Consider the following 24,045-nt stretch of genomic DNA (forward strand, 5'->3'; position numbering starts at 1 on the left):
CTGACAGAGCCGCCGCCCGGGCGAGGGGCAGAGGGGGAGGGAGCGGAGCAGGGGGCAGGGGTGCGGTTTCAATGCCGTGCGGCAGCGGGTGAGGCTGCCGCCGGACATGCTTCTGGCGCCGGGTGTGCGCCGGATGCGTCAGCGCAGGGGGGTGGCCTGGGCCTTCGCGTCCGTCTGTGCTGTCTGTTCTGTTCGGGAGTTCCGCAGCCGGACCGCGTCGGCGATGCCCGCCTGGCGCAGTTCGACCTTGCGGACCTTGCCGCTGACGGTCATCGGGAAGGCGTCCATGACCCGCAGATAGCGGGGCACCTTGTAGTGGGCGAGCCGGCCCCGGCAGAAGCGGGCCAGCTCGTCGCGGGTGAGCGATTTGGCGCCCTCCCGCAGGATGACGCAGGCCAGGATCTCCTCGCCGTACTTCTCGTCCGGTACGCCGACGACCTGCACATCGGCGATCTTGGGATGGGTGTACAGGAACTCCTCGATCTCCCGGGGGTACACCTTCTCCCCACCCCGGATGATCATGTCCTTCATCCGGCCGACGATCCGGACATAGCCGTCCTCGCCCATGATCGCGAGGTCGCCGGTGTGCATCCAGCGGCCCCCGTCGATCACCTCGGCGGTCCGCTCCGGCTCCTCCCAGTAGCCGAGCATCACCGAATAGCCTCGGGTGCACAGCTCACCGCGGGTGCCGCGGGGCACCGTCACCCCGGTCAGCGGGTCCACGACCTTGATCTCGAGGTGCGGCAGCACCCGGCCGACCGTACCGGTGCGATGGCGCAGATCGTCGTCGCGCCGGGTCTGGGTGGACACCGGCGAGGTCTCGGTCATGCCGTAGAAGATCGACACCTCGGCCATATGCATCTCGTCCACCACGCGCCGCAGCACCTCCACCGGACAGGTGGATCCGGCGATGATCCCGGTGCGCAGGGAGGAGAGGTCGTACGAGTCGAAGTCGGGCAGCCCCAGTTCGGCGATGAACATCGTCGGGACGCCGTACAGCGCGGTGCACCGCTCCTGCTCGACGGCCCGGAGCGTGGCGGCCGGGTCGAAGGTGGGGGCGGGGATGACGATGCAGGCGCCGTGGCTGGTGGCGCCCAGGTTGCCCGTCACCATGCCGAAGCAGTGGGAGAAGGGGACCGGCAGACAGACGCGGTCCTGCTCGGTGTAGCTGAGCGTCTCCCCGACGGAGTAGCCGTTGTTGAGGATGTTGTGGTGCGAGAGCGTGGCGCCCTTGGGGAAGCCGGTCGTACCGGAGGTGTACTGGATATTGACCGGGTCGTCGCAGGTCAGCCGGGCCTCGCGCTCGATCAGCCGCTCCCGTGACACATCGGCGCCGGCCCGTACGAGACCGTCCCAGGTGCGGTCGCCGATGTAGATGACATCGCGCAGGGCGGAACACTCGGAGCGCACCTGTTCGACCATGCGGCGGTAGTTGCTGGTCTTGTGCTCGGTCGAGGAGATCAGTACGGAGACACCGGCCTGCCGCAGCACGAACGTCAGCTCATGGACGCGGGAGGCGGGGTTGATATTGACCATGATCGCGCCGATGCGGGCGGTGGCGTACTGCACCAGCACCCACTCGGCGCAGTTGACGGCCCAGATCCCGACCCGGTCGCCCTTGCCGACGCCCTTGGCCATCAGCCCGAGCGCGACCTCCTCGACGGACCGGCCGAACTCGGCGTAGGTCCAGCGGCGGCCGGTGGGGATGTCGACGAGCGCTTCCCGGTCGGCGAAACGCTCTATGGCACCGGCCAGGTTGGCGCCGATGGTGTCGCCGAGCAGCGGGACCTCGCCCGCCCCGCTGGCGTACGACAGCGCGGCGGTGGTCGCGGATGAGTCCGATGGGTCCGGTGGGCCTGATGAGTCCGGTGGGCCTGATGGGTCGGCCGGGCGGTCGGTCATGAGTACTCCTCGTGATCGCGTGGTGAGTGCGGGTCGGTCATGAGGTGGTCTCCTCATGAAACTCGACACCATCGCCGCGCAGCGTGCGCTCGCGTAGCTCTATACGGCGGATTTTGCCGGACACGGTCTTGGGAAGTTCTGCGAATTCCAGTCGACGGACACGCTTGTACGGCGCAAGAACCGCCCTGGAGTGAGCAAACAGGACCTTCGCGGTCTCTGGCCCCGGCTCCCACCCCTCGGCCAGCACGACGTAAGCCTTCGGCACCGCCAGCCGCAGCGGATCGGGCGCCGGCACCACGGCGGCCTCGGCGACCGCCTCGTGCTCCAGAAGGGCGCTCTCCAGCTCGAATGGCGAGATCTTGTAGTCGGATGCCTTGAAGACGTCGTCCGCTCGGCCGATATAGGTGATGTAGCCATCGGCGTCGCGCGATCCGATGTCCCCGGTGCGGTAGTAGCCGCCCGCCGTCGCCTCGGCGGTCCGCTCCTCGTCACCCTCGTAACCGGTCATCAGGCCGACGGGCCGGCCGGAGGGACCCGACAGATCGAGACAGATCTCCCCCTCGTCCCCCGGCTCCCCGGTGACCGGGTCGAGCAGGGTGACCGCGAAGCCGGGGCTGGGGCGGCCCATCGAGCCGACCTTGAGCGGCTGGCCCGGGGTGTTGGCCACCTGCACGGAGGTCTCGGTCTGGCCGAAGCCGTCCCTGATGGTCACCCCCCAGGCGCGCCGGACATGCTCGATGACCTCGGGGTTGAGCGGTTCCCCGGCCGCGGCGACCTCGCGGGGCGGGGTGCGCAGCTGGGTCAGATCGGCCTGGATGAGCATCCGCCATACGGTCGGCGGGGCACAGAAGGTGGTCACCTCGCAGCGGTCCATCTCGGCCATGAGGCGGGTGGGGTCGAAGCGCGTGTAGTTGTGCACGAACACGGTCGCCTCGGCGTTCCACGGGGCGAAGAGATTGGACCAGGCGTGCTTGGCCCAGCCCGGGGAGGAGATGTTGAGGTGGACGTCGCCGGGCCGGAGCCCGATCCAGTACATCGTCGACAGATGGCCGATGGGGTACGAGATGTGGGTGTGCTGGACCAGCTTGGGGCGGGCGGTGGTGCCCGAGGTGAAGTAGAGCATGAGGGGGGCGGTGGCCAGGGTCGGACCGTCCGGCACGAAGGGTTCGCCCCCGCCGGTCTCCGTGCCCGTCCCCGCCTCCCCCGTACTCGTGCCCGCGTCCGTACCCGTACTCGTACTCGTGCCCGCGTCCGCGTAGGCCAGCCAGCCGTCGGGCGCGCCGCCGACCGCGATACGGGTGTAGTCCCCGGGCACCTCGGCGAACTTGGCGGTGTCCTCGGCCCGCACGATCACATGCGCCGCGCGCCCGCGCTCCACCCGGTCGACCAGGTCGAGCGGGCCGAGCAGCGGGGTGGCGGGGATGACCACGGCCCGCAGCTTCATGGCCGCCAGCGCGGTCTCCCACAGCTCGGTCTGGTTGCCGAGCATCACCACGATGCGGTCACCGGCCCGCACGCCCTGGGCGCGCAGCCAGTTCGCCGCCCGGTCGGAGCGGCGGCGCATGTCCTGGAAGCTGATCCGCGTCTCCAGGCCGTCTTCCTCGACGATATGCAGCGCGGTACGTTCGTTGTCCTGGGCGATCTGGTCGAACCAGTCGAGCGCCCAGTTGAACTCGGCCGGGCGCGGCCAGCTGAAACCCTCGTACGCCGCCGCGTAGTCGTCTCCGTGGGCCAGGAGGAAATCCCGTGCCGCCCGGAAACTCTGAGTCGGGCTGTTTGCTGTCACATCTCCTCCTGATTGCTATGGCGCTCGCTAGCATCGTGCGACGGGTGATCTGAGTCTCACCACCCCCGGACGGGGGTGGTGGTATTTCGGGGAGGTGGCCGTGGCGGAATCGGACCGGACGGTGGATGTGCGGACGGCCCTGCTACGGATGCGGCGGCGCGGCGGGCTGCCCGTGGCCTTCGGCGGGCTGTTCTCGAGTGCGCGGCAGTTCCGTATCTCCGAACTCACCGGCACCATGACCAACTCCCTGCGCGGGCTCGCCGTCACCCCCGGCAACGGTCTCGGCGGCAAGGTCCTCACCATGTCCCGGCCGATCTCGGTGGTCGACTACCCGGTCTCCCGGGTCATCAGCCATGAGTACGACGCGGCGGTCGGCGCCGAGGGCCTGCGCTCGATGCTGGCGGTCCCGGTGGTGGTCCGCGGCCGGGTGCGCGGGGTGCTGTACGGCGCGCTGCGCCAGCCCCTGGCCCTCGGCGACCGGGCGCTGAACGCGGCGATGGAGGCGGCGCGCGAACTGGAGCACTCGCTGGCGGTGCAGGACGAGGCACAGCGGCTGATCACCGTCACACAGCAGCAGCCCGAGGCGGATCCGGCGCTGTGGGAAGAGGTACGGGAGGCACACGGCGATCTGCGGGCGCTGGCCCAGCAGGTCACCGACCCGCAGCTGCGGGAGCAGATCCTCAGCGCCTGCGGACGGCTGGCCAAAGCCTCCTCGGGCGGCACGGCGGACACGGCGGCGCGGCCGGGGGTGGAGCTGTCGCCGCGCGAGGTGGATGTGCTGGCCTGCGTGGCGTCGGGCGCGACGAACTCGGCGGCGGCGGACCGGCTGGGGCTGCGGCCGGAGACCGTGAAGAGCTACCTGCGCTCGTCGATGCGGAAGTTGGGGGCGCATACGAGGCTCCACGCGGTGGTGGAGGCCCGGCGCGCCGGGCTGCTGCCGTAGGGCCTGTCGTCAAAGCCCTGGGGCCGGCGCGGCCCGGCGGCGTTTGCGCCCGGTGGGGCAGCCCGACCCGATCCGGGTCATTTGGTACGTATATCCTTCCCTGAGACCCTGAGGTCAGCGCCCCGTGCCCGCGCGCCCAGGCTCAAGGAGGTGAGGTCCGCGATGCACAGCGAAGAGCGCCGTCCCCGGTCCCCGCGCTCACCGCGGAAGCCCTCCTGGCTGCGCCCCGCACCGGGCTCCGGCTCGGCGCGGGACACACCGCCGAGCCCGCCGAACGCAGAGCCGCACCCCGGGGGCCCGGGTGCCCAGGCCGCGCCGGAGGACGACCGCAGCGTGGTCGACGCCGCGGTGTACCGGAACGGGCGCCGGGTCGGCACGCCCAGCTCGCTGGCCGCCACGTACCGGCGGCTGCGCGAGGAGCCCGGGGGCATGGCCTGGATCGGGCTACTACGGCCCACCGAGGCGGAGCTGCTGTCGCTCGCGGACGAGTTCGACCTGCACAAGCTGGCCATCGAGGACGCGCTGGAGGCCCATCAGCGGCCGAAGCTGGAGCGCTACGGCGACACGCTGTTCGTGGTGCTGCGCGCGGCCCGCTACCTCGACGCGCCCGAGGAGGTCGACTTCGGCGAGCTGCATCTCTTCGTCGGCCCCGACTTCGTGATCACCGTACGCCACGGCGCCGCCCCCGACCTCTCGGCGGTGCGCCGCCGGATGGAGGCCGCGCCCGAGCTGCTGGCCCTCGGTCCTGAGGCCGTGCTGTACGCCATCCTGGACTCGGTCGTGGACGGCTATGCCCCGGTGGTCGCGGGCGTGCAGAACGATATCGACGAGATCGAGACCGAGGTCTTCCGCGGCCACCCCGAGGTCTCCCGCCGTATCTATGAACTCTCCCGCGAGATGGTCGAGTTCCAGCGCGCGACCCGTCCGCTGGTGGGGATGTTGCACGGCCTGATGGCCGGGTTCGACAAGTACGGCACGGACGAGGAGCTGCGGCGCTATCTGCGGGACGTCGCCGACCACGTCACCCACACCAGCGAGCGCGTGGACGGCTTCCGCTCCGCCCTCACCGACATCCTCGCGGTCAACGCCACCTTGGTCACCCAGCAGCAGAACGCGGAGATGCGGGCGCTGGCCGAGGCGGGCTTCGAGCAGAACGAGGAGGTCAAGAAGATCTCCGCCTGGGCCGCCATCCTCTTCGCCCCCACCCTCGTCGGCACCATCTACGGCATGAACTTCCGCGAGATGCCGGAGCTGCACTGGGCCTTCGGATACCCCTTCGCGATCCTGCTGATGGCAGTGGTCTGTCTGAGCCTGTACGTGGTGTTCAAACGGCGCGGCTGGCTCTGAACCGCCGTCAGCCCGCCACCGGTTCGAACCGCACATCCCGCTCCCCAGCCGCCGGGTCGGTCACCGCCAGCAGCCGCGCACCCTCGGCCTCCAGGGCCTCCCGGTCGGCGGCGCCGAGCCGGACGAACGGGGTCACGCGCAGCACCGCCGCACCGCGGGCGCGCTCGACCTTCCAGATCCCGGCGACGAAGCCGTCCACCAGGATCGTGCCGCGCACGATGCCGTTGACGCCCATCACCGGCACCCGGTACTCATCGGCGAGGATGCGGGCGCGGTCGGCATGCGAGAGCAGCAGGTTGTCGAAGTCCGCTACGAAACGGGCGGGGACGGGCAGACCGGGGTCCGGGAGCGACGCGTCCGCCGCGTCGGCCGGGTCGTACAGCTCGCGCCCGTTCTCGTCCCGGTACCTCCGCAGGCGGGGCCCCAGCCGCTCGACCACCTCGCGCAGCCCGGTCAACCCGCACCACTTCTGGATGTCCGCGACGGTCGCGGGCCCGAAGGCCGCGAGATAGCGCAGCACCACGGCGTCCAGGGAGGGTTCGGCCTCCATCGGCCGTCCCAGCCAGTCCTCGACGGTCGCGTACCGGGGCCCGCCGCTCTTGCCCCACAGCCCGCGCGGCGGCACCTGCACCAGCGGCGCCCACAGCCGCACCGCGTTGACCAGCGCGTCCGGGTCCGCGTCCGGCCACCGGGGGCCGAGCTCGGCGCGCAGCTCGGCCGGGCTCAGGGCACCCCGCGTGAGCAGCTTCCGCCCGGCCGCCACCAGCTCCTCCCGCGCCACACCGGTCAGCCCGGGCGCGAAGGGCGTACCACGGAACTGCTTGTCGAGCATGGGCTGGATGAACGGCCGCAGCCGCAGCGCGTCGGCCGCGGAGACGAGGTGCACGGTGCCGCGCATCAGCACCATCCGCACCACCTCCCGCTCCTGCGTCAGCCGCGCCAGCTCCTCGAAGGCGAAGCCGTCCAGACGCGTCCACAGGCCGATGTACGGGGCACCGGGCGCCTGGGACTGCATGCCGACGAGCCGCTCGATCACCTCGAGGGCGGTGAGGGACCCCGACCGGTCCAGCAGCAGTTGGCGCTCCAGCAGCGCCCTGTTGAGCGCCCGGGGGCCGAGTACGTCGTTCGTCATGCGCTCCACGCTACGGGGCCTTGCGGTCAGCTTCTGTCCTGGTCTCCGCTTCTTCCCAAGTCCCACGTGCGGTCGGTGAGTTGCTTGGAGGATTACGAGGGCGTTCGCGATACTTGCCCGGGTGAAACCACATTCCACGCACAGCCCACGTCAACGCACCGCCGCCCTCGGCGCCATAGCCGCCGCCGGCGCGCTGGCCTTCGCGATGACGTCCTCTGTACCGGCGAGCGCCGCGCCGCGGCACACCGGATCGCTCGACTACGTGGCCCTGGGAGACTCCTACGCCGCGGCGCCCGGCGTCCCCGAGCAGATCGACACCGCGTGCGCCCGCTCCAACGCCAACTACCCGCATCTCGTGGCCGAGCGGAACACCGCACGGCTGACGGACGTCACATGTTCCGGGGCGACCACAGCCGACCTGGCCCTCGCCACGGACACCGCGCCCGCCCAATACGACGCCCTCAAGCGCGACACCGACCTGGTCACCGTGAGCATCGGCGGCAACGACATCGGCTTCTCCGCCGTACTGGGACGCTGCGCCACGCTGGGCGCGGGAAACCCGTCCGGAAGCCCATGCCGTGACGCTCTCACCCAGGGCGGCAGCGACCAGGTGGAGCAGAGCATCGCCGCCACGGCGCCGAAGATCTCCCAGGTGATCGCCGAAGTTCACCGCCGCGCCCCGCGCGCCAAGGTGGTCATGGTCGGCTATCCGTCGCTCTTCCCGGACAGCGGAGTCGGCTGCACCAGCCCCAGCGTCCCCTTCGCGGCCGGCGACTTCGGCTACCTGCGGGACAAGACGAAGTCCCTCAACTCCATGATCGCTCGCTCCGCCGAGCTCGGCGGAGCCGCGTACGTCGACACGTACAAGCCCACCATCGGCCACGACATGTGCCGGCCCGTCGGTGAGCGCTGGATCGAGACCCTCGCTCCTGAGACTCCGGCGGCACCGGCCCACCCGAACGCACAGGGCGAGCAGGCCATGGCGGAGGCCGTGAACCGCGCGCTGCTCCGGTGCGGGGTCGTTCACCGGGCCTGACGCCTCAGGTGGGGCCACGGCGGCAGGCCGGGGCCCCACCGCAGTGCGAGAGTTGACCGCTTGGCACACTATTTTGATCGTGAGTGACCACAACTAGCGCTTTCCCAAGCGGACTTGTGGTTCGATGCCGTGCGACACGAACGGGTGAGCGACGGCGACGGGAGATTACGCATGGACCGGCGAGGGTTCCTCAGGGGCGCGGCCGCGGTGTCCGCCGCGGGACTTGTCTCAGCCATGGGCGGTACGGCCACGGCGACCGCCGCACCGAGGCCACTGGCGCCCCAGGACTGGCTGTCCGGTATCGCCGGCGCCACCCCCGTCCAGCGGCTGACGCTGCCCGGCACCCATGACTCCGGCGCCCGCTACGGCGGACCCTGGACGGAGTGCCAGAACACCACCATCGGCGACCAGCTGAACAGCGGCATACGCTTCCTCGACATCCGCTGCCGCGCCTTCGAAGGCGCCTTCCCGATCCACCACGGGGCCTTCTACCAGCACCTCAACTTCGACGACGTCCTCACCGCCTGCCGCTCCTTTCTGACCGCGCACCCGTCGGAGACCGTGCTGATGCGGGTCAAGCAGGAGTACTCCGAGGAGAGCGCCGCCGAGTTCCGCCGGATCTTCGACACCTACCTCGACGGGAAGGGCTGGCGGTCGCTGTTCCGCCTGGACGCCACGCTGCCGACGCTGGGCCAGGCCCGCGGCAAGGTCGTCCTGCTCGCCGACTCCGACAACATGCCGGGGGTGCGCTACGCCGACGCGGGGCTCTTCGACATCCAGGACGACTACATGGCGGAGCCGTTCGGCAAGTACCCGAAGATCCAGGCCCAGTTCCGCAAGGCCGCCGCCCAGCCCGGCAAGCTCTTCTTCAACTACGTCTCCACCGCCGCCCTGCTCCCGCCCCGCTCCAACGCTGACCGGCTGAACCCGCAGGTCAAGAGCTTCCTGGAGAGCTCCGAGGCCAACAGCTGGACCGGCCTCGGGGTGGTGCCGATGGACTTCCCGAACACCGTCTCCGGCCTCGTCGACACCCTCATCCGGCACAACCGTTCCTAGCGTTGTTGGCCAGCATTGGCCAATTCGGCATATTCCGGTCCAGGTGGGTGGTGTCTGGTGCCGGTTGCACCCCGAACGGTCTTGGGTGCTGGGAGTGGCACGGGCTGGTCACTTGGGCTCCGGCAGGTCTTGTCGCCCTTGTGGGGCGTGCCTGTGGTCCTGGGTGGGCTCGTGGTCCCACGCGGCCTGGGCGCGGATGCGGTCTGGCCGGTAGCTCTCCGCTGTCCGATGTGCTGGGCGCCCCAGCGGGAGGTGTAGGCGGGGTCCACGGCGACCACGACCAGCCCCTGGTGACAGGCCATGCCGCGCAGCCGTTCCCGGAACCGGGCCGTCGGGATACCGGCCACCGTGCGGACAGGTCTACGGCAAGGAGGAAGACGGGCGGATCGCCGCATGGAGCATGGCACTCGACGACCACGCCGAGATCGTCGATGTCGAGGGACGCGTCCGCATGAACGTGCGGTCTCCGGAGCGCGGAGTGCGGAGGTTCGCCCACCCGCCGCACATTTCCGCGCGATTGATGTGGGTGCGGGAGCAGCCTGCCGGCTGACGGGCCCCGGCGGACCGCGCGAACGGGCCGGGATGTTGACGTGCATCAACCTCGCCCATTAGCTTTACTTGCAAATACATTTGCTTTCAAAGCAATCACCTGGGGGTTGCCATGCCGCATCTGACCGTCAACGTCCTCGAAAGTGATCTCGTCGGCCGGGAGTCCGACTTGATCGAAGCCCTGACCGACGCGATCGTCGCCGTGTACGGGGACTGGGCACGAGACATCGCGGTTGTGCACCTGATCGGTCTGCCGCCGAGCCGTTGGGGCATCGGTGGCAAGCCGGCGCAGGCGCCGTCGCCGAGTGTGACGTTCGGCATCAAGGAGGGCGCATTCAGCCGGCCGGACGCGGAGGAGATCGTGGCCCGGCTGATATCCGGAGTCACCGATGCGATCGTCGCCGTGTTCGGCGAACGCGTCCGCTCCGGTGTGAGCGTCGAGTTGGTGGGCACACCGGCCGGCCGCACCGGCATCGGTGGCGTTGTGGTCTCGCCATAGCCTAAGAGCCGACGACCCCCGCCTCGTGGGCGATCAGCCCGGCCTGGGTGCGGTTCACGCAGCCCAGCTTGTCCAGGAGCCGCGACACATAGCCCTTGATCGTGGCCTCCGAGAGATACAGCCGCGCCCCGATCTGCGCGTTCGACAGCCCCTCGCCGAGCCCGGCCAGCACCTCGGCCTCCCGCTCGGTCAGCGACTCCACCAGCCGCCGCGCGCGGTCGCGTGCCGAGTGGCCGTCGGAGGAGGCCGCGATCAGGCGGCGGGCGGCGGCCGGGGAGAGCACGGTGTGGCCCTCGGCGGCCACCCGCACCAGGCCGATCAGGTCCTCCGGTGGCGTGGTCTTGACCAGGAAGCCCGTCGCGCCGGCCCGCAGCGCGCGCAGTACGTACTGGTCGGCGTCGAAGGTCGTCAGGACCACGATGACCGGCGGGTCGGCGAACTCCCTGATGCGCTCGATCGCGGTGAGCCCGTCCACACCCGGCATCCGCAGGTCCATGAGCACCACGTCCGGCCGGTGGCGCTCGACCGCCTCGGCCCCGGCCGCGCCGTCGTGTGCCTCGGCCACGACCTCGATGTCCTCGGCCGAGCCGAGGATCGTGCGCAGGAACACGCACACCATGGGCTCGTCGTCCACGACCACCACCCGGACCACCGTCCTCACCCCACCGTCTCCGCGGTCGGCACATACGAGGGCAGCGTGGCCTCGACACCGAAGCCGCCGTCCGGCTCGGGCCCGGCGCGCAGCGTGCCGCCCACCAGCTCCACGCGCTGCCGCAGGCTCGCGAGGCCCAGGCCCGAGCCGGTGCCGGCCAGGGCGCGGTGGGGTCCGGCGGCCGGCGGCGTGTTGCGGACCGTGAGCCGCAGGTGCGCCGCGCCGTACCCGACCCGTACGGTCACCCGGGCGCCCGGGGCGTGCTTGCGCACATTGGTCAGCGCCTCGCGCACGATGCGGTACGCCGTACGCCCGACCACCGGCGAGGCGAGCGCCCGGTCGCCCTCCTCGATCAGCTCGGCCGGGGTGCCCACCGCGGTCGACTCGGCGACCAGCGCGGCGAAACCGGCCACCGAGGGCGTCGGGTCCCCTTCTGGGGCGGTGCGCAGGATGCCGACCAGGTCCCGCAGCTCGTCCAGGGCCTGGCAGCCCGCCGCCCGCAGCTCCTCCGCCGCCTGCCGGGTCGCCTCGTCGGGCGCCGTGATCCGCAGCGCCCCGGCCTGGAGCACCATCAGGCTCACCCGATGGGTCACCACGTCGTGCATCTCCCCCGCCAGCCTCGCCCGCTCCTCGGCACGGGCCTGCTCGGCGAGCAGATGGCGCTCCCGCTCGGCCCGCTCGGCGCGTTCGGTCAGCGCCAGCACCAGCCGTCTGCGGGCCTCGAAGTACAGCGTCAGCAGCGGCCCGAGGGCGGTGCGCAGCACCCCGATGGTGATGACCGTGACCGACGGCTGCCACACGCGCGCCACGATCGCCGTGAAGACGGCGAGCGCGACGAGCGCCGTCAGCCGGGACCACCGCTTCCGCCCATAGAAGGGGGGACCGTACGCGGCGAGCGCCGTCGCGAAGGGGGCCCAGACATTGCCCGAGTGCGCCGGAGTCAGCGCGCCCACCGGCGAGATCAGCAAGGACACCGCGAGGGTGAACCCGCCGAGGACGGCCATGACGGTGAGGGGCGCGTGGCGGCGGGCGGCCAGCGAGAGGCAGGCGAGGGCCTGCGCGCCCAGCATGGCCCAGGCCAGCGGGCCCGGGTGGGCCGGCCACCAGGTCGCGCGCAGCAGTGTCGTCCCGGTGTCGAGCAGCGCGAAGCCGACCGCGATCGCCACGTCCACGGCGACCGGATGCCTACGGTGCCACGGTCCGGGAGTCATGCGGCCTACGGTAGGACACCACCCGCGCCCGGAACGCGGGCGGTGTCCCATGGCAGACGTCCGTCGGGGGCGGACCCTACGAAAGTCGTATGCCGCCCCTCACGGCCATGCCTTCGTCGGCCCCGCTGCCGACCACTCGCCCTGCCGCCCGCCACCCCTACCGCCGTGCAATGGACACATGACGACACAAGGGCAGGCCGCCGCAGTGGTGGTGGCGGACCTGCGGAAGAGTTACGGAGCCGTGGCGGCCGTGCGCGGGGTGAGCTTCACCGTCGCGCACGGGGAGATCTTCGCGCTGCTCGGGCCGAACGGCGCCGGCAAGACCACCACGCTGGAGATCCTCGAGGGCTTCCGCGCCCGGGACGCGGGGCGGGTCGGCGTGCTCGGCCTCGACCCCTCGGACCCGGCCGTCGGGCGCCGACTGCGCGAGCGGATCGGCCTGGTGCTGCAGGACATCGCGGTCGAGCCGTATCTGACCGTCCGGGAGACGGTCGCCCGGGACGCCGGGTACTACCCGTCGCCCCGCGACGTCGACGAGGTCATTGGCCTGGTCGGCCTCGCCGGGCAGGAGCGGCGGAAGGTCAGGGCGCTCTCGGGCGGGCAGAAGCGGCGGCTGGACCTGGCGCTGGGTCTGATCGGCGACCCGGGCCTGCTGTTCCTCGACGAACCGACGACCGGGTTCGACCCAAGCGCGCGCCGGAGCGCCTGGCGGCTCGTACGCGGCCTGCGCGACGCCGGGACCACCGTCCTGCTCACCACGCACTCCATGGAGGAGGCCCAGGAGCTGGCCGACCGGGTGGCGGTGATCGCCGACGGCCGGGTGGTGGCCGAGGGGACTCCGTCGTCCCTCGGCGGCCGCGACAGGGCCCGCGCGCGGATCCGCTTCGCCCTGCCCCAGGGGTGCACGACGGCCGATCTGCCGGTCGCCGCCACCGCGCCGGGCGACGGCGGCCTGGTCACCGTGGAGACCGGGGAACCGACCGAGGCGCTGCACCGGCTGACGGGCTGGGCGCTTGGGCGCGGCGTCGCGCTCGGCGGGATCACCGTCGAGCGGCCGAGCCTGGAGGACGTCTACCTCCGGCTGACCGGCCGGGGCGCACCGGAGTACGTGAGGGAGGCGAGCGGGCGATGAGCGCCACTGGCCACCGGCCGCCGCGCCGCGCCCTGACCCTGCTGTGGCACCAGATCCGCTACGAGCAGCTGTCCTTCTGGCGCAACCCGCAGAGCGCCTTCTTCACCTTCGTCTTCCCGGTCGTGGTCATCGCGGTCTTCGGCGCAATGTTCGGTGGCGGCGGCACCGACCCGTACTTCTACGGACTCTCGGCGCTGGGGTACTACGTGTCCACGATCGCCGCGGTCTCCGTCCTGGGCTCCTGCTACAGCCAGCTGGCCATCGTGCTCGCCACGCGGCGGCAGAACGGGATCCTCAAACGGGTGCGGGCCACACCGCTGCCGGCCTGGGCGTACTTTCTCGGTCTGCTGGCGCACTGCGCCATGCTGAGCGTGGTGGACGTGCTGCTGATCGTCGGCGTCGGGCGGCTGTACGGGGTGCCGCTGCCCGGTGTCGCGCGATGGCCCGCGATCGTGGTGACGCTCGTGCTGGGCGCGGCCTGCTTCTGCGCCCTCGGGGTCGCGGTGGCCTCCCTGATCCGCAATGCCGAGGCCGCGCCCGCGGTCGTACAACTCGTCCTTTTCCCGCTGGTGTTCATCTCCGGCACCTATCTGCCGATCCACTCAGGAACGGTGGCCGAGGTGGCCGACGCGCTGCCGGTGCGGCCGTTCAACGAGGCCCTGCTCGGCGCTCTGGCCCAGCACTCCGGCTCTGGATTCGTGTGGCGAAGCCTCGGCGTGCTGCTCGTCTGGGGCGCCGCGGGGGCGGTCGTCGCGGTCCGCCGGTTCCGCTGGGACCCCCGGCCGGAGTGACCGTACCGGGGGTGTCAGCTGCCGTCTGACCGTCCGTCACAGAGAGGGCTGGGCGTTGCGGACCAGTTCGAGGGCCTGCTCGGGGAACCACTCGCCCGCCTCCGGGTCGACCATCCCGCGCTCCGGGTCGTGGGGCCCCTCCGTACCGCGCAGGCACTGGCCGTCCGACTCGCCGGGGGTCTTCACCCACAGCGCGGCGTCCTGCAGCGGATCGCCGGTCTTGGTGGTGGGACGCATGCCCAGGCCGCGGCCGGGAGGGTTGCACCAGGACTGGGGGTCGGCGTGGCTGCCGGCCCGGGGCAGCCAGGGGCCGCGGCCGTTGCGGCTGGTGTCGGTGACGAAGTGCTTCATCTCCTCGGGATCGTTGAGCACGTTGATCTCCAGCCACCGCTCGGCTCGCAGCCGCGGCCACCGCTGGTCGGGGCACTCCGCCGGGTTGCCGCCGTCGGCCACATAGGCCAGGCAGGCGGAGATGAGCCGGCCGTACCAGGCGTTGTCCTCGTCGGTCTGGTAGTGGGAGACGTTGAGGGCGAAGCCGGTGGCGTTGTCGACACCGGCGTGGAGCAGCCGGCTCACGATGCTGCTGACGGGGTGCCAGTCCGTGTGGCCGCCGTCCAGGTAGACCTTGGTGCCGGGCAGCGGTTCCAGTTTGTCGACCGCGTAGTTGAGCTCGGCGTAGCGGGCGGCGTTGCGGGCCCTTGCCTCGGTGGGGGTGAGGGCGGGCGCCTTCCGGGCGGTGCCCAAGGGGGTGTCCAAGGGTGTGTTCGTGAGTGCGTTCGCGGGTTTGCCGATGGGTTCGGGTTCGTCGGCGGCGTTGCCGATGGGTTTCTCGGCGGGGTTCCCGGCGGGGATGTCCGTGGGGCTCTCGGTGGGCGTGTCCGCGGGCGCGTCGGGCTCGGCGTGCACCTCGTCCGGCGTGTCGGAGTGCTCCTCCTCGGGCAGGTCCTTGACCGGGTCGATGTCGGCGGGGACCGCGGCCCGGTGGGCGCCCCGCCTCGCGATCTGCTCCTGGGCCTGCGCATCGGCCTGCGCCTCGGCGCGGGCGAGCTCGCTGCCCAGCACCCCGGCCCCGGCGGCCCCGGCGCCGAAGAGACGGCTGTCGAAGGCATCGCCCTCGGATGCGTCCTCGCCGTTCTGAGCGCCGTCCGGCCCGCCCTCGAGCTCGTCGGCGAAGTCCTCGCCGCGCCCGGCGCTCACGCCGCGGCCGCAGTCGGAGGGCAACAGGGCGAGCGAGTCGGGCTCCAGGACGATCATTGCCCTCCGGTGGCCGATGCCCCGGGCGACGGCGTCGATCCACCTCCGGTACTCGGCGGTGCCCTGCGCGCCGCCCGCCGAGTAGCTGCCACAGTCACGGCCGGGCGTGTTGTAGAGCGCGAGGACGGGCACATGGCCCCGCCGCACGGCGCGCCGGGTGGTCTCGCGGACCAGTTGCTCGATCTCTTCCGGTGTGTCGTCCCCGAACCAGACCGCGTGCGGCGTGCGGACCATCTCGAGCAACGCGGCGGCGGCGCTGCGGTCGCCGTGCCTGACCAGCCGGGTCATCTGGCGGAAGGGGCCCGTTCCGGCCGGCGGGGTGTACAGCCGGTGCAGGGCCCTGGCCGGGGCGGGCTCCCCCGGCGCCACCGCGTATCCGGCGGCCGCGGTGGACAGGGGCAGCGCGATCGCGGCCAGGATGGCCATCGGTTTGGTGGGGATCGTCCGTCTTCTACGCACGTACGCACTCCTCGAGCGGCGTTTTCGGGGTCGATTTCTGAGGCTCAATCAGAAACCGGGACCTCGCAACGCGTACGTCCGCCGGGTGGCCGAACCGCTCCCCCACCCACGGGTGGCGCTCCGTCAGACGACCGAGCCGATCCACCCCATGCCCACGGACGCCGAAAGGTCGTGGTGGATGGGGATATGGGCACCCGTCAGGGGCACGCCGCTGCCGCCCCGCCGGGCCGCGACGATTTCGCTCGCAATGGACAAGGCGGTCTCCTCGGGCGTCCGGGCGCCGAGGTCGAGGCCGATCGGGGAGCGCAGCCGCGCCAGCGCCGACTCGCCAAGACCGGCCTCGCGCAGCCGCCGCAGCCGGTCTTCATGCGTGCGGCGCGAACCCATCGCGCCGACGTACCCTACGGGCAGCCGCAGCGCCCGCTCCAGCAGCGGGATGTCGAACTTGGCGTCGTGGGTGAGCACGCACAGCACCGTACGGGCGTCGACCTCGGTGGCGTCCAGATAGCGGTGCGGCCACTCGACGACCACCTCGTCCGCGTCCGGGAAGCGGCGGGCGGTCGCGAAGACGGGCCGGGCGTCGCACACCGTCACGTGGTAGCCGAGGAACTTCCCGATCCGCGCCAGTGCGCCCGCGAAGTCGATCGCGCCGAAGACGATCATCCGGGGCGGGGGCACGGCGGATTCGACGAGGAGGGTGACCGGCTCGCCGCAGCGGCCGCCGTCCGCGCCGATCTCCACGGTGGCGGTGCGCCCGGCCTCCAGCAGCACGCGGGCCTCGTCCACCGCCGTACGGTCCAGAGCCGCCGTACGGTCCAGGCCCGCCGTACGGTCCGGGGCCGGGCCGAGGCTGCCCTCGTACGAGCCGTCGGGGCGCACCAGCAGCGCGCGGCCCAGCAGCTCCGGCGGCCCGTCGGCGATCCGTACGAGCGCCGCCGGCCGACCGCTGACGGCGGACAGCGCGGCGGCGAGGACCGGGCGCAGCCGGGTGTCGTCGGCGGGCACCGGGGTGACCAGGATGTCGATGGTCCCGCCGCAGGTCAGGCCCACGGCGAAGGCGTCCTCGTCGGAGTAGCCGAAGCTCTCCCGTACGGCCTGACCGGTGCGCAGCGCGTCCTGGCACAGGTCGTAGACCGCGCCCTCCACACATCCGCCGGACACGCTGCCGATCGCCGTCCCCGCCGCGTCCACGGCCAGCGCCGCGCCCGGCTGCCGGGGCGCGCTGCCGACGGCGGTCACGACCGTGGCGACGGCGAAGTCCCGTCCCTCCTCGCACCAGCGGTGCAGCTCGGCGGCGATGTCCAGCATGGCGCTCAGCTCCTGGGTCCGTCGTCACAGGGGGCGTCCGGCGGCGGGCCGCAGCCACGCCACATTTACCCATAACCGTCACGTATCCGTCAGATGTTCCGGGCGGACGGGGACGCGGCCAAGACGCAGCCCCGTCGCCGCCCGGATGGCGGCGACGACGGCCGGAGTGGAGGACAGGGTGGGGGCCTCGCCGACCCCGCGCAGCCCGTACGGGGCATGGTCGTCGGCCAGTTCCAGCACCTCCACCGGGATGCTCGGCGTGTCGAGGATGGTGGGGATCAGATAGTCGGTGAAGGACGGATTGCGGACCCGCGCGCCGTCCGAGACCACGATCTCCTCCATGACCGCGAGCCCGAGCCCCTGCGTCGTACCTCCCTGGATCTGGCCGACCACGGACAGCGGATTGAGCGCCTTGCCGACGTCCTGGGCGGCGGCGAGTTCGACGACCTTGACCAGGCCGAGTTCGGTGTCGACGTCGACGACGGCCCGGTGGGCGCAGAAGGAGTACTGGACGTGGCCGAAGCCCTGCCCGGTCTCCGGGTGGAAGGGCTGGGTCGGGCGGTGCCGGAACTCCTCCTCGATGTCGATGGCGTCCCCGCCCAGGATCTCGGCGAGGTCGCCGATGACCTCGCCCGCCTCGGTGACCACCTTGCCGCCCGCCAGCAGCAGCCCCGCGTCCGCCCAGCCGGGGTGGTCGGCGCCGAACCGCTCGCGGCCGCGCCGGAACACCTCCTCGCGTACCGCCTCGCAGGTGTGCTTGATCGCGCCGCCGGTCATATACGTCTGGCGGGAGGCGGAGGTGGAGCCCGCCGAGCCGACCTGGGTGTCGGCCGGATGCAGCACGACCCGCGCCACGCCGAGCTCGGTGCGGGCGATCTGGGTGTGTACGGTCACCCCGCCCTGGCCGACCTCGGCCATGGCCGTGTGCACCAGGGCGACCGGCTCCCCGCCCAGCACCTCGAGCCGCACCCGGGCGGTGGAGTAGTCGTCGAAGCCCTCGGAGAAGCCGACGTTCTTGATGCCGACCGCGTAGCCGACGCCGCGCACCACGCCCTCGCCGTGGCTGGTGTTGGACAGCCCGCCCGGCAGCTCCCGTACGTCGGAGAAGCCGCCGGCGCGCGGCATCGGCCGGGCCTTGACGCGGCGCAGCAGCTCGGCGACCGGGGCCGGGGAGTCGACGCGCTGGCCGGTGGGCATGAGCGCGCCCTGCTCCATGGCGTTGCGCTGCCGGAACTCCACCGGGTCCAGGCCCAGCTCCGCCGCCACCGCGTCCATCTGCGCCTCGTACGCGAAGCAGGCCTGCACCGCGCCGAAGCCGCGCATCGCGCCGCAGGGCGGGTTGTTGGAGTACAGCGCCAGCGCCTCGATGTCGACGTTGTCGACGGCGTACGGGCCGATGGACAGCGAGGCGGCGTTGCCGACGACGGCCGGGGAGGAGGAGGCGTACGCGCCGCCGTCGAGGACGATGCGGCACTGGACGTAGAGCAGTCTGCCGTCGCGGGTCGCGCCGTGCTCGTAGGTGAGCTTGGCCGGGTGGCGGTGGACATGGCCGAAGAACGACTCGTACCGGTTGTAGACGATCTTGACGGGCCGGCCGGTGCGCAGCGCCAGCAGGCATGCGTGCGCCTGCATGGACAGGTCCTCGCGGGCGCCGAAGGCCCCGCCGACTCCGGACAGGGTCAGCCGGACCTTGTCGGCGGGCAGCCCCAGGACCGGGGCGAGCTGATCGCGGTCGACGTGCAGCCACTGGGTGGCGATGTACAGGTCGACGCCACCGTCCTCGGCGGGCACGGCCAGTCCGGATTCCGGGCCGAGGAACGCCTGGTCCTGCATGCCGACCTCGTAGTCCCGGCGCACCACGACGTCCGCGCGGGCCCGGGCGGCGGCGACGTCGCCGCGCCTGATGGGCTGGCGGTGGACGATGTTGGGGTGCGGGGCGTGTGCGGCGTGGCGGTCCGTACGGCCCGGGTGGAGCACGGGCGCGCCGGGCGCGGTGGCGGTGGCCTCGTCGGTGACCAGCGGCAGCTCGGCGTACTCGACCTTGATCCGGGCGGCGGCGCGGCGCGCGGTCTCGGGGTGGTCGGCGGCGACGATCGCGACGGCCTCGCCGTGGTAGCGCACCCGGTCGGCGGCGAGCACGGGCTGGTCGCGGACCTCCAGGCCGTAGTGGGTCTCGGCGGGGAGGTCGGCGTACGTCATGACGGTGTGCACGCCAGGCATGGCCAGCGCCTCGCCGACGTCGATGGAGCGGATCTCCGCGTGTGCGTACGGGCTGCGGAGGGTGAACCCCCACAGCATGTCCTCGTGCCACAGATCGGAGGAGTACGCGAACTCGCCGGTCGCCTTGAGGGTGCCGTCGGGGCGCGGCGTGGACTCGCCGATGGTGCCCGGGACCGTGGCGCCCTGGGGCGGCCGGGTGGTGGTCGGGGTGGGCGTGCGGCCGGGGCCCATGGGCTACCTCGCCTCCGTGGTGAGCGCGGCCGCCAGGCGGACCGCGTCGAGGATCTTCTCGTAGCCGGTGCAGCGGCACAGATTGCCGGACAGCGCCTCGCGGATGTCGGCGTCGGAGGGGTCGGGGGTGCGCTCCAGCAGTTCATCGGCGGCGACCAGCAGACCGGGGGTGCAGAAGCCGCACTGGATGGCGCCGGCGTCGATGAACGCCTGCTGGACGGGGGCGAGCGGGGGTGGGGCCTCCTCGCCCGTGACCCCCCGGCTGCGGGCCTCGGCGTACTGCGCAAGGCCCTCGACCGTGACGACCTCGCGGCCCTCGGCCTGACCGGCCGCCACCAGACAGGCGCACACCGGCACACCGTCGAGCCGGACCGTACAGGATCCGCATTCGCCCTGCTCACAGGCGTTCTTGGAACCGGGGAGGCCCAGCCGCTCACGCAGTACGTACAGCAGCGACTCGCCCTCCCACACATCGTCGGCCTGCTGTGGCCGCCCGTTGACCGTGAATGTCACGCGCATTGTGCGCCTCCCTCGTTCAGCGCCTGCCAGGTCCAGCCCAGCGTTCGGCGGGCCATGACGGACACCGCGTGGCGGCGGTACGCCGCGCTGCCGCGCACATCGTCGATCGGATCGCAGGCGGCGGCGCACAGTTCGGCGAAGCGGCGGGCGATCGACGGGGTGATGGTCCGGCCGCCGTCCCAGAAGCCGCCCTCGGCGAGTGCGGCGTTCAGAAAGTCCTCGGCCGCCCGCGCCCGTACCGGGGTGGGCGCGGCCGATCCGATACCGGTCCGCACCGTGCGGGTGTCCGGGTGCAGCGCGATCGCGAAGGCGCAGACGGCGATGACCATGGCGTTGCGGGTGCCGACCTTGGAGAACTGCTGCGGCCCGGCGGCCTTGCGGATATGGATCGCCCTGATCAGCTCGTCGTCCGCCAGCGCGTTGCGCTTCACCCCGGTGTAGAACTCCTCGACCGGGATGCGGCGGCTGCCGCGCACCGAGACGACCTCCACCTCGGCCCCGGCGGCGAGCAGCGCGGGGTGTGCGTCACCGGCGGGCGAGGCAGCTCCGAGGTTGCCGCCGACGCTGCCGCGGTTGCGGATCTGCGGCGAGCCGACGGTGTGCGCGGCGATCGCAAGACCCGGCAGCTCGGCCGCCAGCCGCTCGATGATCCGCGTGTACGGTACGGAGGCGCCCAGCCGTACGGTCTCCGCGCCGGTCTGCCACTCGTACAGCTCGGCGATCCGGGTGAGGTCGAGCAGGTGGTCGGGGCGGCGGCGGTCGAAGTTGATCTCGACCATGACGTCGGTCCCGCCCGCGATGGGCACGGCAGCGGGGTACTCCGCCTTCGCGGCGAGCGCTTCCCCCCAACTGGCAGGGCGCAGAAATTCCATGGGTGTCCCTTCCCTCCGGGAGTCCTCCCCCGGAACTCTGCACATGGCTTACCGCCAGTAGACCCAGGTGTGGGCCACCTGGTGCAGTCACCGAAGCCATGAAGCAGTTGGCTGGCCAGCGGCGTGGTCTTGTAGATTCGAACGAAAGACGGGGAGTGGAAACCTCAGCGGTATTCACCGGAAACGGCGAGGACTTCCACCGGCAACACACGAGGATCGGCTGGCGACGACATGCGGCTGCGCGCACTGCTGGAGACCGACGCCCTGGGCCTGCGGCTGCTCGGTGGCGAGGACGAGCTGGACCGCACCGTGCGCGGCGTGATGACCACCGATCTCCGCGATCCGAGCCGCTATCTCTCCGGCGGCGAGCTGGTGCTGACCGGTCTGGCGTGGCGGCGGGAGCCGGAGGACTCCGAGCGGTTCGTACGGATCCTGGTGGCGGCCCAGGTCGCGGGGCTCGCGGCGGGCGAGGCGGAGCTCGGCTCCGTACCCGAGGATCTGGTGCTGGCCTGCGCGCGGCACCGGCTGCCGCTGTTCTCGGTGGTGGAGGACGTGTCGTTCGCGTCGATCACCGAGTATGTGGTGCGCCGGGTCTCTGGTGAGCGGGCCGGGGATCTGGCGGCCGTCGTCGACCGGCACCGGCGGCTGATGAGCTCGGGGCCCGCGGGTGGCGGTCCGGAGGTCGTGCTGGATCTGCTCGGCTCCGACCTCGACCTGCCCGCCTGGGTGCTCTCCCCCACCGGCCGCCGGATCGCGATGCCGAGCGTCGCCGGGGGCGTAGGTTCCCGGGGCACCGGCTCCGCGGGCGAGGGCTCGGGAGGCATCGGCTCCGGCGGCGCGCCCGAGCTGCCGGCCGCGGTACGGGCGCGGCTCGCCGGGGAGCATCTGGCCGCCCAGCGCTCCGGCCGCCGTGGCCCGCACCGGGTGACCGCCGCCGACGGCGCCACGTACTCCCTGTTCCCCATCCGCAGCGGCGGCCGTACGCCGTCGGACACCGGGGACGTACGCGAGACCGTGCTCTTCGACTGGCTGCTTGTGGTCGGGGCGGACGCGGGCGACTGGCCGGAGGAGCGGCTGGATCTGCTGCACGGCGTCACCCAGCTGATCGCGGTGGAGCGGGACCGCAGGGACGCCGACCGCACCGTACGGCGCCGGCTGGCCCAGGAAGTGCTGGAGCTGGTCCAGTCGGGCGCGCCGCCCGCCGAGGTCGCCGCGCGGCTGCGGGTCGCCGCCCCCGTACTGCTGCCGGGGCTGGGCACGGCGCCGCACTGGCAGGTGGTGGTGGCCCGGGTGGAGTGGGAGGGCGACGGGGCGCCGGGCGGTCCGGTGGCCCAGTCGCTGCTGGAAGAGGTGCTGGTCGACCCGGCGGCCACCGGGCCCGAGCCCTCGGACCGGATCGCGGTGGCGTACACCGGCGACGAGGCGGTCGCGCTGGTCCCGCTGCCCGCGCTGCCCGAGGTCCCGGCGGCCGAGGGCGAGGGCGGCGGGGCGTACGACTTCGAGGCGGGGCTGCAGGCCGACGCGCTGCTGGCCGCCGTCCGTGAACCGCTCTCCCGCGGGCTCGACGGCGACGGGCGGCTGACGCTCGGCGTCAGCGCCGTCGTCCACTCCGCGGACGGGCTGCGCGGCGCCCTGGAGGAGGCGCGGCACGCCCGGCGGGTCGCCGCCGCCCGGCCCGGCCGGGTGTGCGCGGCGGGCCACCAGGAGCTCGCCTCGCACGTCCTGCTGCTCCCCTTCGTGCCCGACGACGTCCGCCGCGCCTTCACCGCCCGGCTGCTGGACCCGCTGTACGACTACGACCGCCGCCACCGCGCCGAGCTGATCCTCACGCTGGAGGCGTTCTTGGACTGCGACGGCTCCTGGACGCGCTGTGCGACCCGGCTGCATCTGCACGTCAACACGCTGCGGTACCGGGTGGGGCGGATCGAGCAGCTGACGGGGCGCGATCTGGCGCGCCTCGAGGACAAGTTGGACTTCTTCCTTGCGCTGCGGATGAGCTGACCGGCCGGGCGCCGGTCCGTCTGTGTTCCTGTGTCCCTGTGTCCCTGTCGTTCGCCCGTTTGGCTGTCCACCTGTTGGTCAAGGGATGTTCAGTTTCCCTGGGGGTTTGTGAATTCATTCACACCGACCCCTTGGCCGCGCCCACGCATTCATGCTGAGATTCGGATCACAGCTTCCTGCTCGATGGCGCGCTTGGGAGGGCAATGTGGCGGACACCGCCATGTCACCACCTGGATCATCGGATTCCGATTCTGATCTCAGCCCGGGTCTTGTGGACGACCCCCTGGACACGGCGGTGTGGCGGCTACGCTCGCGCGGCTGTTGGCACGACGCCGCCGCCCTGCTCCAACCACGCGCGGCGGGCGACGCCTCGGCCGCGCTCAAGCGCACCGCCGTACTCACCGAGCGCTGCATGTACACCTCCGAAGGGTGGGACGCGGCCGAGGACTCCCTGAGGGCGGCCGAGGCGCTGGCGCTCACCGATGACGAGCGGGGCGCCACGGCGTGTGAACGCGGCTATCTCGCGTACGCGGCCACGCTGCTGGGGGTGCGCGACCGGGCCGACGAGGCGCGGACCGCGCTCGGGCGCGCCGCCGCGCTGCTCGGCCCCGGTTCGCGGACCCGCCCGCTGCTGGACTTCCGCCGCGGTCTGATCGCCCAGCATCTGGCGCAGAACCCGACCGGCGCCCAGGCCGCCTTCCAGCGCGCACACGCCGGGGCCGCGAACCACGGCGACGAACTGCTGCGCTCGTTCACCTGGCGTCATCTGGCCGCGATGGCGGAGCAGGAGGGCGATCTGGCCGAGGCGCGGCGCGGCTTCACCGAGTCGCTGCGCATCCGGGAGGAGCTGGGCTATCTGATCGGCATCGCCCCGGCCCTCGCGGCGCTGGCCGAGGTGGAGGAGGAGCCGGAGGCGGCCCGGCTGCGTACGGAGGCGATCCGCCTGGTGCGGCTGCTGGGCGGGGTGCCGGTGTGGCTCGCGGAGCAGTTAGAGCGGGCGCCCTCCGCGACGGCGTAGGCCGGGGCGCTGGGTTTGCGGTGAGTATGGGACAGCGACACGCCGGGAAGGCGGCGGGGGGCGGTGGCCTACTCCACGCCAAAAAAGCTTGGCCCCGTACGCTGCGCCCGTGTTGTGGGGGCGTAAC

The 24,045-nt window shown here is 72.2% G+C and carries 18 protein-coding genes and 2 pseudogenes; 9 read left to right on the forward strand and 11 right to left on the reverse strand.

The features are described from left to right. Positions 1 to 138: 138 nt before the first annotated feature. Positions 139 to 1,902 (reverse strand): AMP-binding protein, encoded by a 1,764-nt coding sequence (locus ACWDSL_RS28455; RefSeq protein ID WP_450490117.1) that lies wholly within the window; start codon positions 1,900 to 1,902, stop codon positions 139 to 141. Positions 1,903 to 1,939: 37 nt separating this feature from the next. Continuing rightward, a complete protein-coding gene (locus tag ACWDSL_RS28460) occupies positions 1,940 to 3,688 on the reverse strand; it encodes an AMP-binding protein (RefSeq protein ID WP_450490119.1) in 1,749 nt (582 codons plus the stop codon). Positions 3,689 to 3,788: 100 nt separating this feature from the next. Here ACWDSL_RS28460 and ACWDSL_RS28465 point away from each other — a divergent pair, with 100 nt between their 5' ends. Beyond that, positions 3,789 to 4,631, forward strand: coding sequence for a response regulator transcription factor (locus tag ACWDSL_RS28465; RefSeq protein ID WP_450490121.1), 843 nt, complete (start codon positions 3,789 to 3,791; stop codon positions 4,629 to 4,631). Positions 4,632 to 4,793: 162 nt separating this feature from the next. Then, positions 4,794 to 5,978 (forward strand): magnesium and cobalt transport protein CorA, encoded by a 1,185-nt coding sequence (locus tag ACWDSL_RS28470; protein WP_450490123.1) that lies wholly within the window; start codon positions 4,794 to 4,796, stop codon positions 5,976 to 5,978. 7 nt (positions 5,979 to 5,985) lie between these two features. Here ACWDSL_RS28470 and ACWDSL_RS28475 read toward each other — a convergent pair whose 3' ends face one another. Next, entirely contained in the window at positions 5,986 to 7,110 is a 1,125-nt protein-coding gene (locus ACWDSL_RS28475) for a winged helix DNA-binding domain-containing protein (protein ID WP_450490125.1), read from the reverse strand. Positions 7,111 to 7,231: 121 nt separating this feature from the next. On the opposite strand from ACWDSL_RS28475, the gene ACWDSL_RS28480 reads away from it, so the two are divergent. The 3 genes from ACWDSL_RS28480 to ACWDSL_RS28490 all read left to right on the forward strand — a co-directional run bounded on the left by ACWDSL_RS28480 (position 7,232) and on the right by ACWDSL_RS28490 (position 10,250). After that, positions 7,232 to 8,146, forward strand: a complete 915-nt coding sequence (locus ACWDSL_RS28480) for an SGNH/GDSL hydrolase family protein (protein ID WP_450490127.1) — start codon at positions 7,232 to 7,234, stop codon at positions 8,144 to 8,146. A gap of 171 nt (positions 8,147 to 8,317) precedes the next feature. Beyond that, positions 8,318 to 9,202, forward strand: coding sequence for a phosphatidylinositol-specific phospholipase C domain-containing protein (locus ACWDSL_RS28485; RefSeq protein WP_450490129.1), 885 nt, complete (start codon positions 8,318 to 8,320; stop codon positions 9,200 to 9,202). A 661-nt stretch (positions 9,203 to 9,863) separates the two neighbouring features. Continuing rightward, a complete protein-coding gene (locus ACWDSL_RS28490; protein WP_450490131.1) occupies positions 9,864 to 10,250 on the forward strand; it encodes a tautomerase family protein in 387 nt (128 codons plus the stop codon). A gap of 1 nt (position 10,251) precedes the next feature. Here ACWDSL_RS28490 and ACWDSL_RS28495 read toward each other — a convergent pair whose 3' ends face one another. Beyond that, a complete protein-coding gene (locus ACWDSL_RS28495; RefSeq protein ID WP_450490153.1) occupies positions 10,252 to 10,902 on the reverse strand; it encodes a response regulator in 651 nt (216 codons plus the stop codon). A 5-nt stretch (positions 10,903 to 10,907) separates the two neighbouring features. Next, positions 10,908 to 12,113: a sensor histidine kinase gene (locus ACWDSL_RS28500; RefSeq protein ID WP_450490133.1), complete on the reverse strand. Its 1,206-nt coding sequence runs from the start codon at positions 12,111 to 12,113 to the stop codon at positions 10,908 to 10,910. 178 nt (positions 12,114 to 12,291) lie between these two features. On the opposite strand from ACWDSL_RS28500, the gene ACWDSL_RS28505 reads away from it, so the two are divergent. Together ACWDSL_RS28505 and ACWDSL_RS28510 are read left to right on the forward strand one after the other, a co-directional pair. After that, on the forward strand, positions 12,292 to 13,245 hold the full coding sequence (locus ACWDSL_RS28505) for an ABC transporter ATP-binding protein (RefSeq protein WP_450490135.1): 954 nt from the start codon (positions 12,292 to 12,294) through the stop codon (positions 13,243 to 13,245). Continuing rightward, complete coding sequence (locus ACWDSL_RS28510) at positions 13,242 to 14,036, forward strand: ABC transporter permease (protein ID WP_450490137.1); 795 nt, start codon at positions 13,242 to 13,244, stop codon at positions 14,034 to 14,036. The genes ACWDSL_RS28505 and ACWDSL_RS28510 overlap by 4 nt, the downstream gene beginning before the upstream one ends. 36 nt (positions 14,037 to 14,072) lie before the next feature. Here the strand turns inward: ACWDSL_RS28510 and ACWDSL_RS28515 are convergent. The 6 genes and pseudogenes from ACWDSL_RS28515 to ACWDSL_RS28540 form a co-directional block, all read right to left on the reverse strand. Further along, positions 14,073 to 14,729, reverse strand: a pseudogene (locus ACWDSL_RS28515) (glycoside hydrolase family 6 protein); the annotation flags it as partial. Between the two features lie 531 nt (positions 14,730 to 15,260). Next, positions 15,261 to 15,716: pseudogene (locus ACWDSL_RS28520) on the reverse strand (glycoside hydrolase family 6 protein); the annotation flags it as partial. A gap of 156 nt (positions 15,717 to 15,872) precedes the next feature. After that, complete coding sequence (locus tag ACWDSL_RS28525) at positions 15,873 to 17,057, reverse strand: XdhC family protein (protein WP_450490139.1); 1,185 nt, start codon at positions 17,055 to 17,057, stop codon at positions 15,873 to 15,875. A 78-nt stretch (positions 17,058 to 17,135) separates the two neighbouring features. Continuing rightward, on the reverse strand, positions 17,136 to 19,508 hold the full coding sequence (gene pucD, locus ACWDSL_RS28530; RefSeq protein WP_450490141.1) for a xanthine dehydrogenase subunit D: 2,373 nt from the start codon (positions 19,506 to 19,508) through the stop codon (positions 17,136 to 17,138). A 3-nt stretch (positions 19,509 to 19,511) separates the two neighbouring features. Beyond that, complete coding sequence (locus ACWDSL_RS28535) at positions 19,512 to 20,027, reverse strand: (2Fe-2S)-binding protein (protein ID WP_450490143.1); 516 nt, start codon at positions 20,025 to 20,027, stop codon at positions 19,512 to 19,514. After that, positions 20,018 to 20,899: an FAD binding domain-containing protein gene (locus tag ACWDSL_RS28540; protein WP_450490145.1), complete on the reverse strand. Its 882-nt coding sequence runs from the start codon at positions 20,897 to 20,899 to the stop codon at positions 20,018 to 20,020. The genes ACWDSL_RS28535 and ACWDSL_RS28540 overlap by 10 nt, the downstream gene beginning before the upstream one ends. A gap of 231 nt (positions 20,900 to 21,130) precedes the next feature. Here ACWDSL_RS28540 and ACWDSL_RS28545 point away from each other — a divergent pair, with 231 nt between their 5' ends. Further along, positions 21,131 to 22,900 carry a PucR family transcriptional regulator gene (locus ACWDSL_RS28545; protein WP_450490147.1) on the forward strand — a complete coding sequence of 590 codons (1,770 nt, stop codon included), beginning with the start codon at positions 21,131 to 21,133 and terminating at the stop codon, positions 22,898 to 22,900. Positions 22,901 to 23,120: 220 nt separating this feature from the next. After that, positions 23,121 to 23,918: a hypothetical protein gene (locus ACWDSL_RS28550; RefSeq protein WP_089509190.1), complete on the forward strand. Its 798-nt coding sequence runs from the start codon at positions 23,121 to 23,123 to the stop codon at positions 23,916 to 23,918. The last annotated feature ends 127 nt before the right edge of the window (positions 23,919 to 24,045 follow it).

Source organism: Streptomyces sp. NPDC000941 (genome assembly GCF_053599555.1).

Bases quoted from the DNA above. Each gene is read 5' to 3' on its own strand.
- ACWDSL_RS28455 (WP_450490117.1), bottom strand. From the start codon at position 1,902: ATGACCGACCGCCCGGCCGACCCATCAGGCCCACCGGACTCATCAGGC.
- ACWDSL_RS28470 (WP_450490123.1), top strand. From the start codon at position 4,794: ATGCACAGCGAAGAGCGCCGTCCCCGGTCCCCGCGCTCACCGCGGAAG.
- ACWDSL_RS28475 (WP_450490125.1), bottom strand. From the start codon at position 7,110: ATGACGAACGACGTACTCGGCCCCCGGGCGCTCAACAGGGCGCTGCTG.
- ACWDSL_RS28485 (WP_450490129.1), top strand. From the start codon at position 8,318: ATGGACCGGCGAGGGTTCCTCAGGGGCGCGGCCGCGGTGTCCGCCGCG.
- ACWDSL_RS28490 (WP_450490131.1), top strand. From the start codon at position 9,864: ATGCCGCATCTGACCGTCAACGTCCTCGAAAGTGATCTCGTCGGCCGG.
- ACWDSL_RS28500 (WP_450490133.1), bottom strand. From the start codon at position 12,113: ATGACTCCCGGACCGTGGCACCGTAGGCATCCGGTCGCCGTGGACGTG.
- ACWDSL_RS28505 (WP_450490135.1), top strand. From the start codon at position 12,292: ATGACGACACAAGGGCAGGCCGCCGCAGTGGTGGTGGCGGACCTGCGG.
- ACWDSL_RS28510 (WP_450490137.1), top strand. From the start codon at position 13,242: ATGAGCGCCACTGGCCACCGGCCGCCGCGCCGCGCCCTGACCCTGCTG.
- ACWDSL_RS28525 (WP_450490139.1), bottom strand. From the start codon at position 17,057: ATGCTGGACATCGCCGCCGAGCTGCACCGCTGGTGCGAGGAGGGACGG.
- pucD (WP_450490141.1), bottom strand. From the start codon at position 19,508: ATGGGCCCCGGCCGCACGCCCACCCCGACCACCACCCGGCCGCCCCAG.
- ACWDSL_RS28535 (WP_450490143.1), bottom strand. From the start codon at position 20,027: ATGCGCGTGACATTCACGGTCAACGGGCGGCCACAGCAGGCCGACGAT.
- ACWDSL_RS28540 (WP_450490145.1), bottom strand. From the start codon at position 20,899: ATGGAATTTCTGCGCCCTGCCAGTTGGGGGGAAGCGCTCGCCGCGAAG.
- ACWDSL_RS28545 (WP_450490147.1), top strand. From the start codon at position 21,131: ATGCGGCTGCGCGCACTGCTGGAGACCGACGCCCTGGGCCTGCGGCTG.
- ACWDSL_RS28550 (WP_089509190.1), top strand. From the start codon at position 23,121: ATGTCACCACCTGGATCATCGGATTCCGATTCTGATCTCAGCCCGGGT.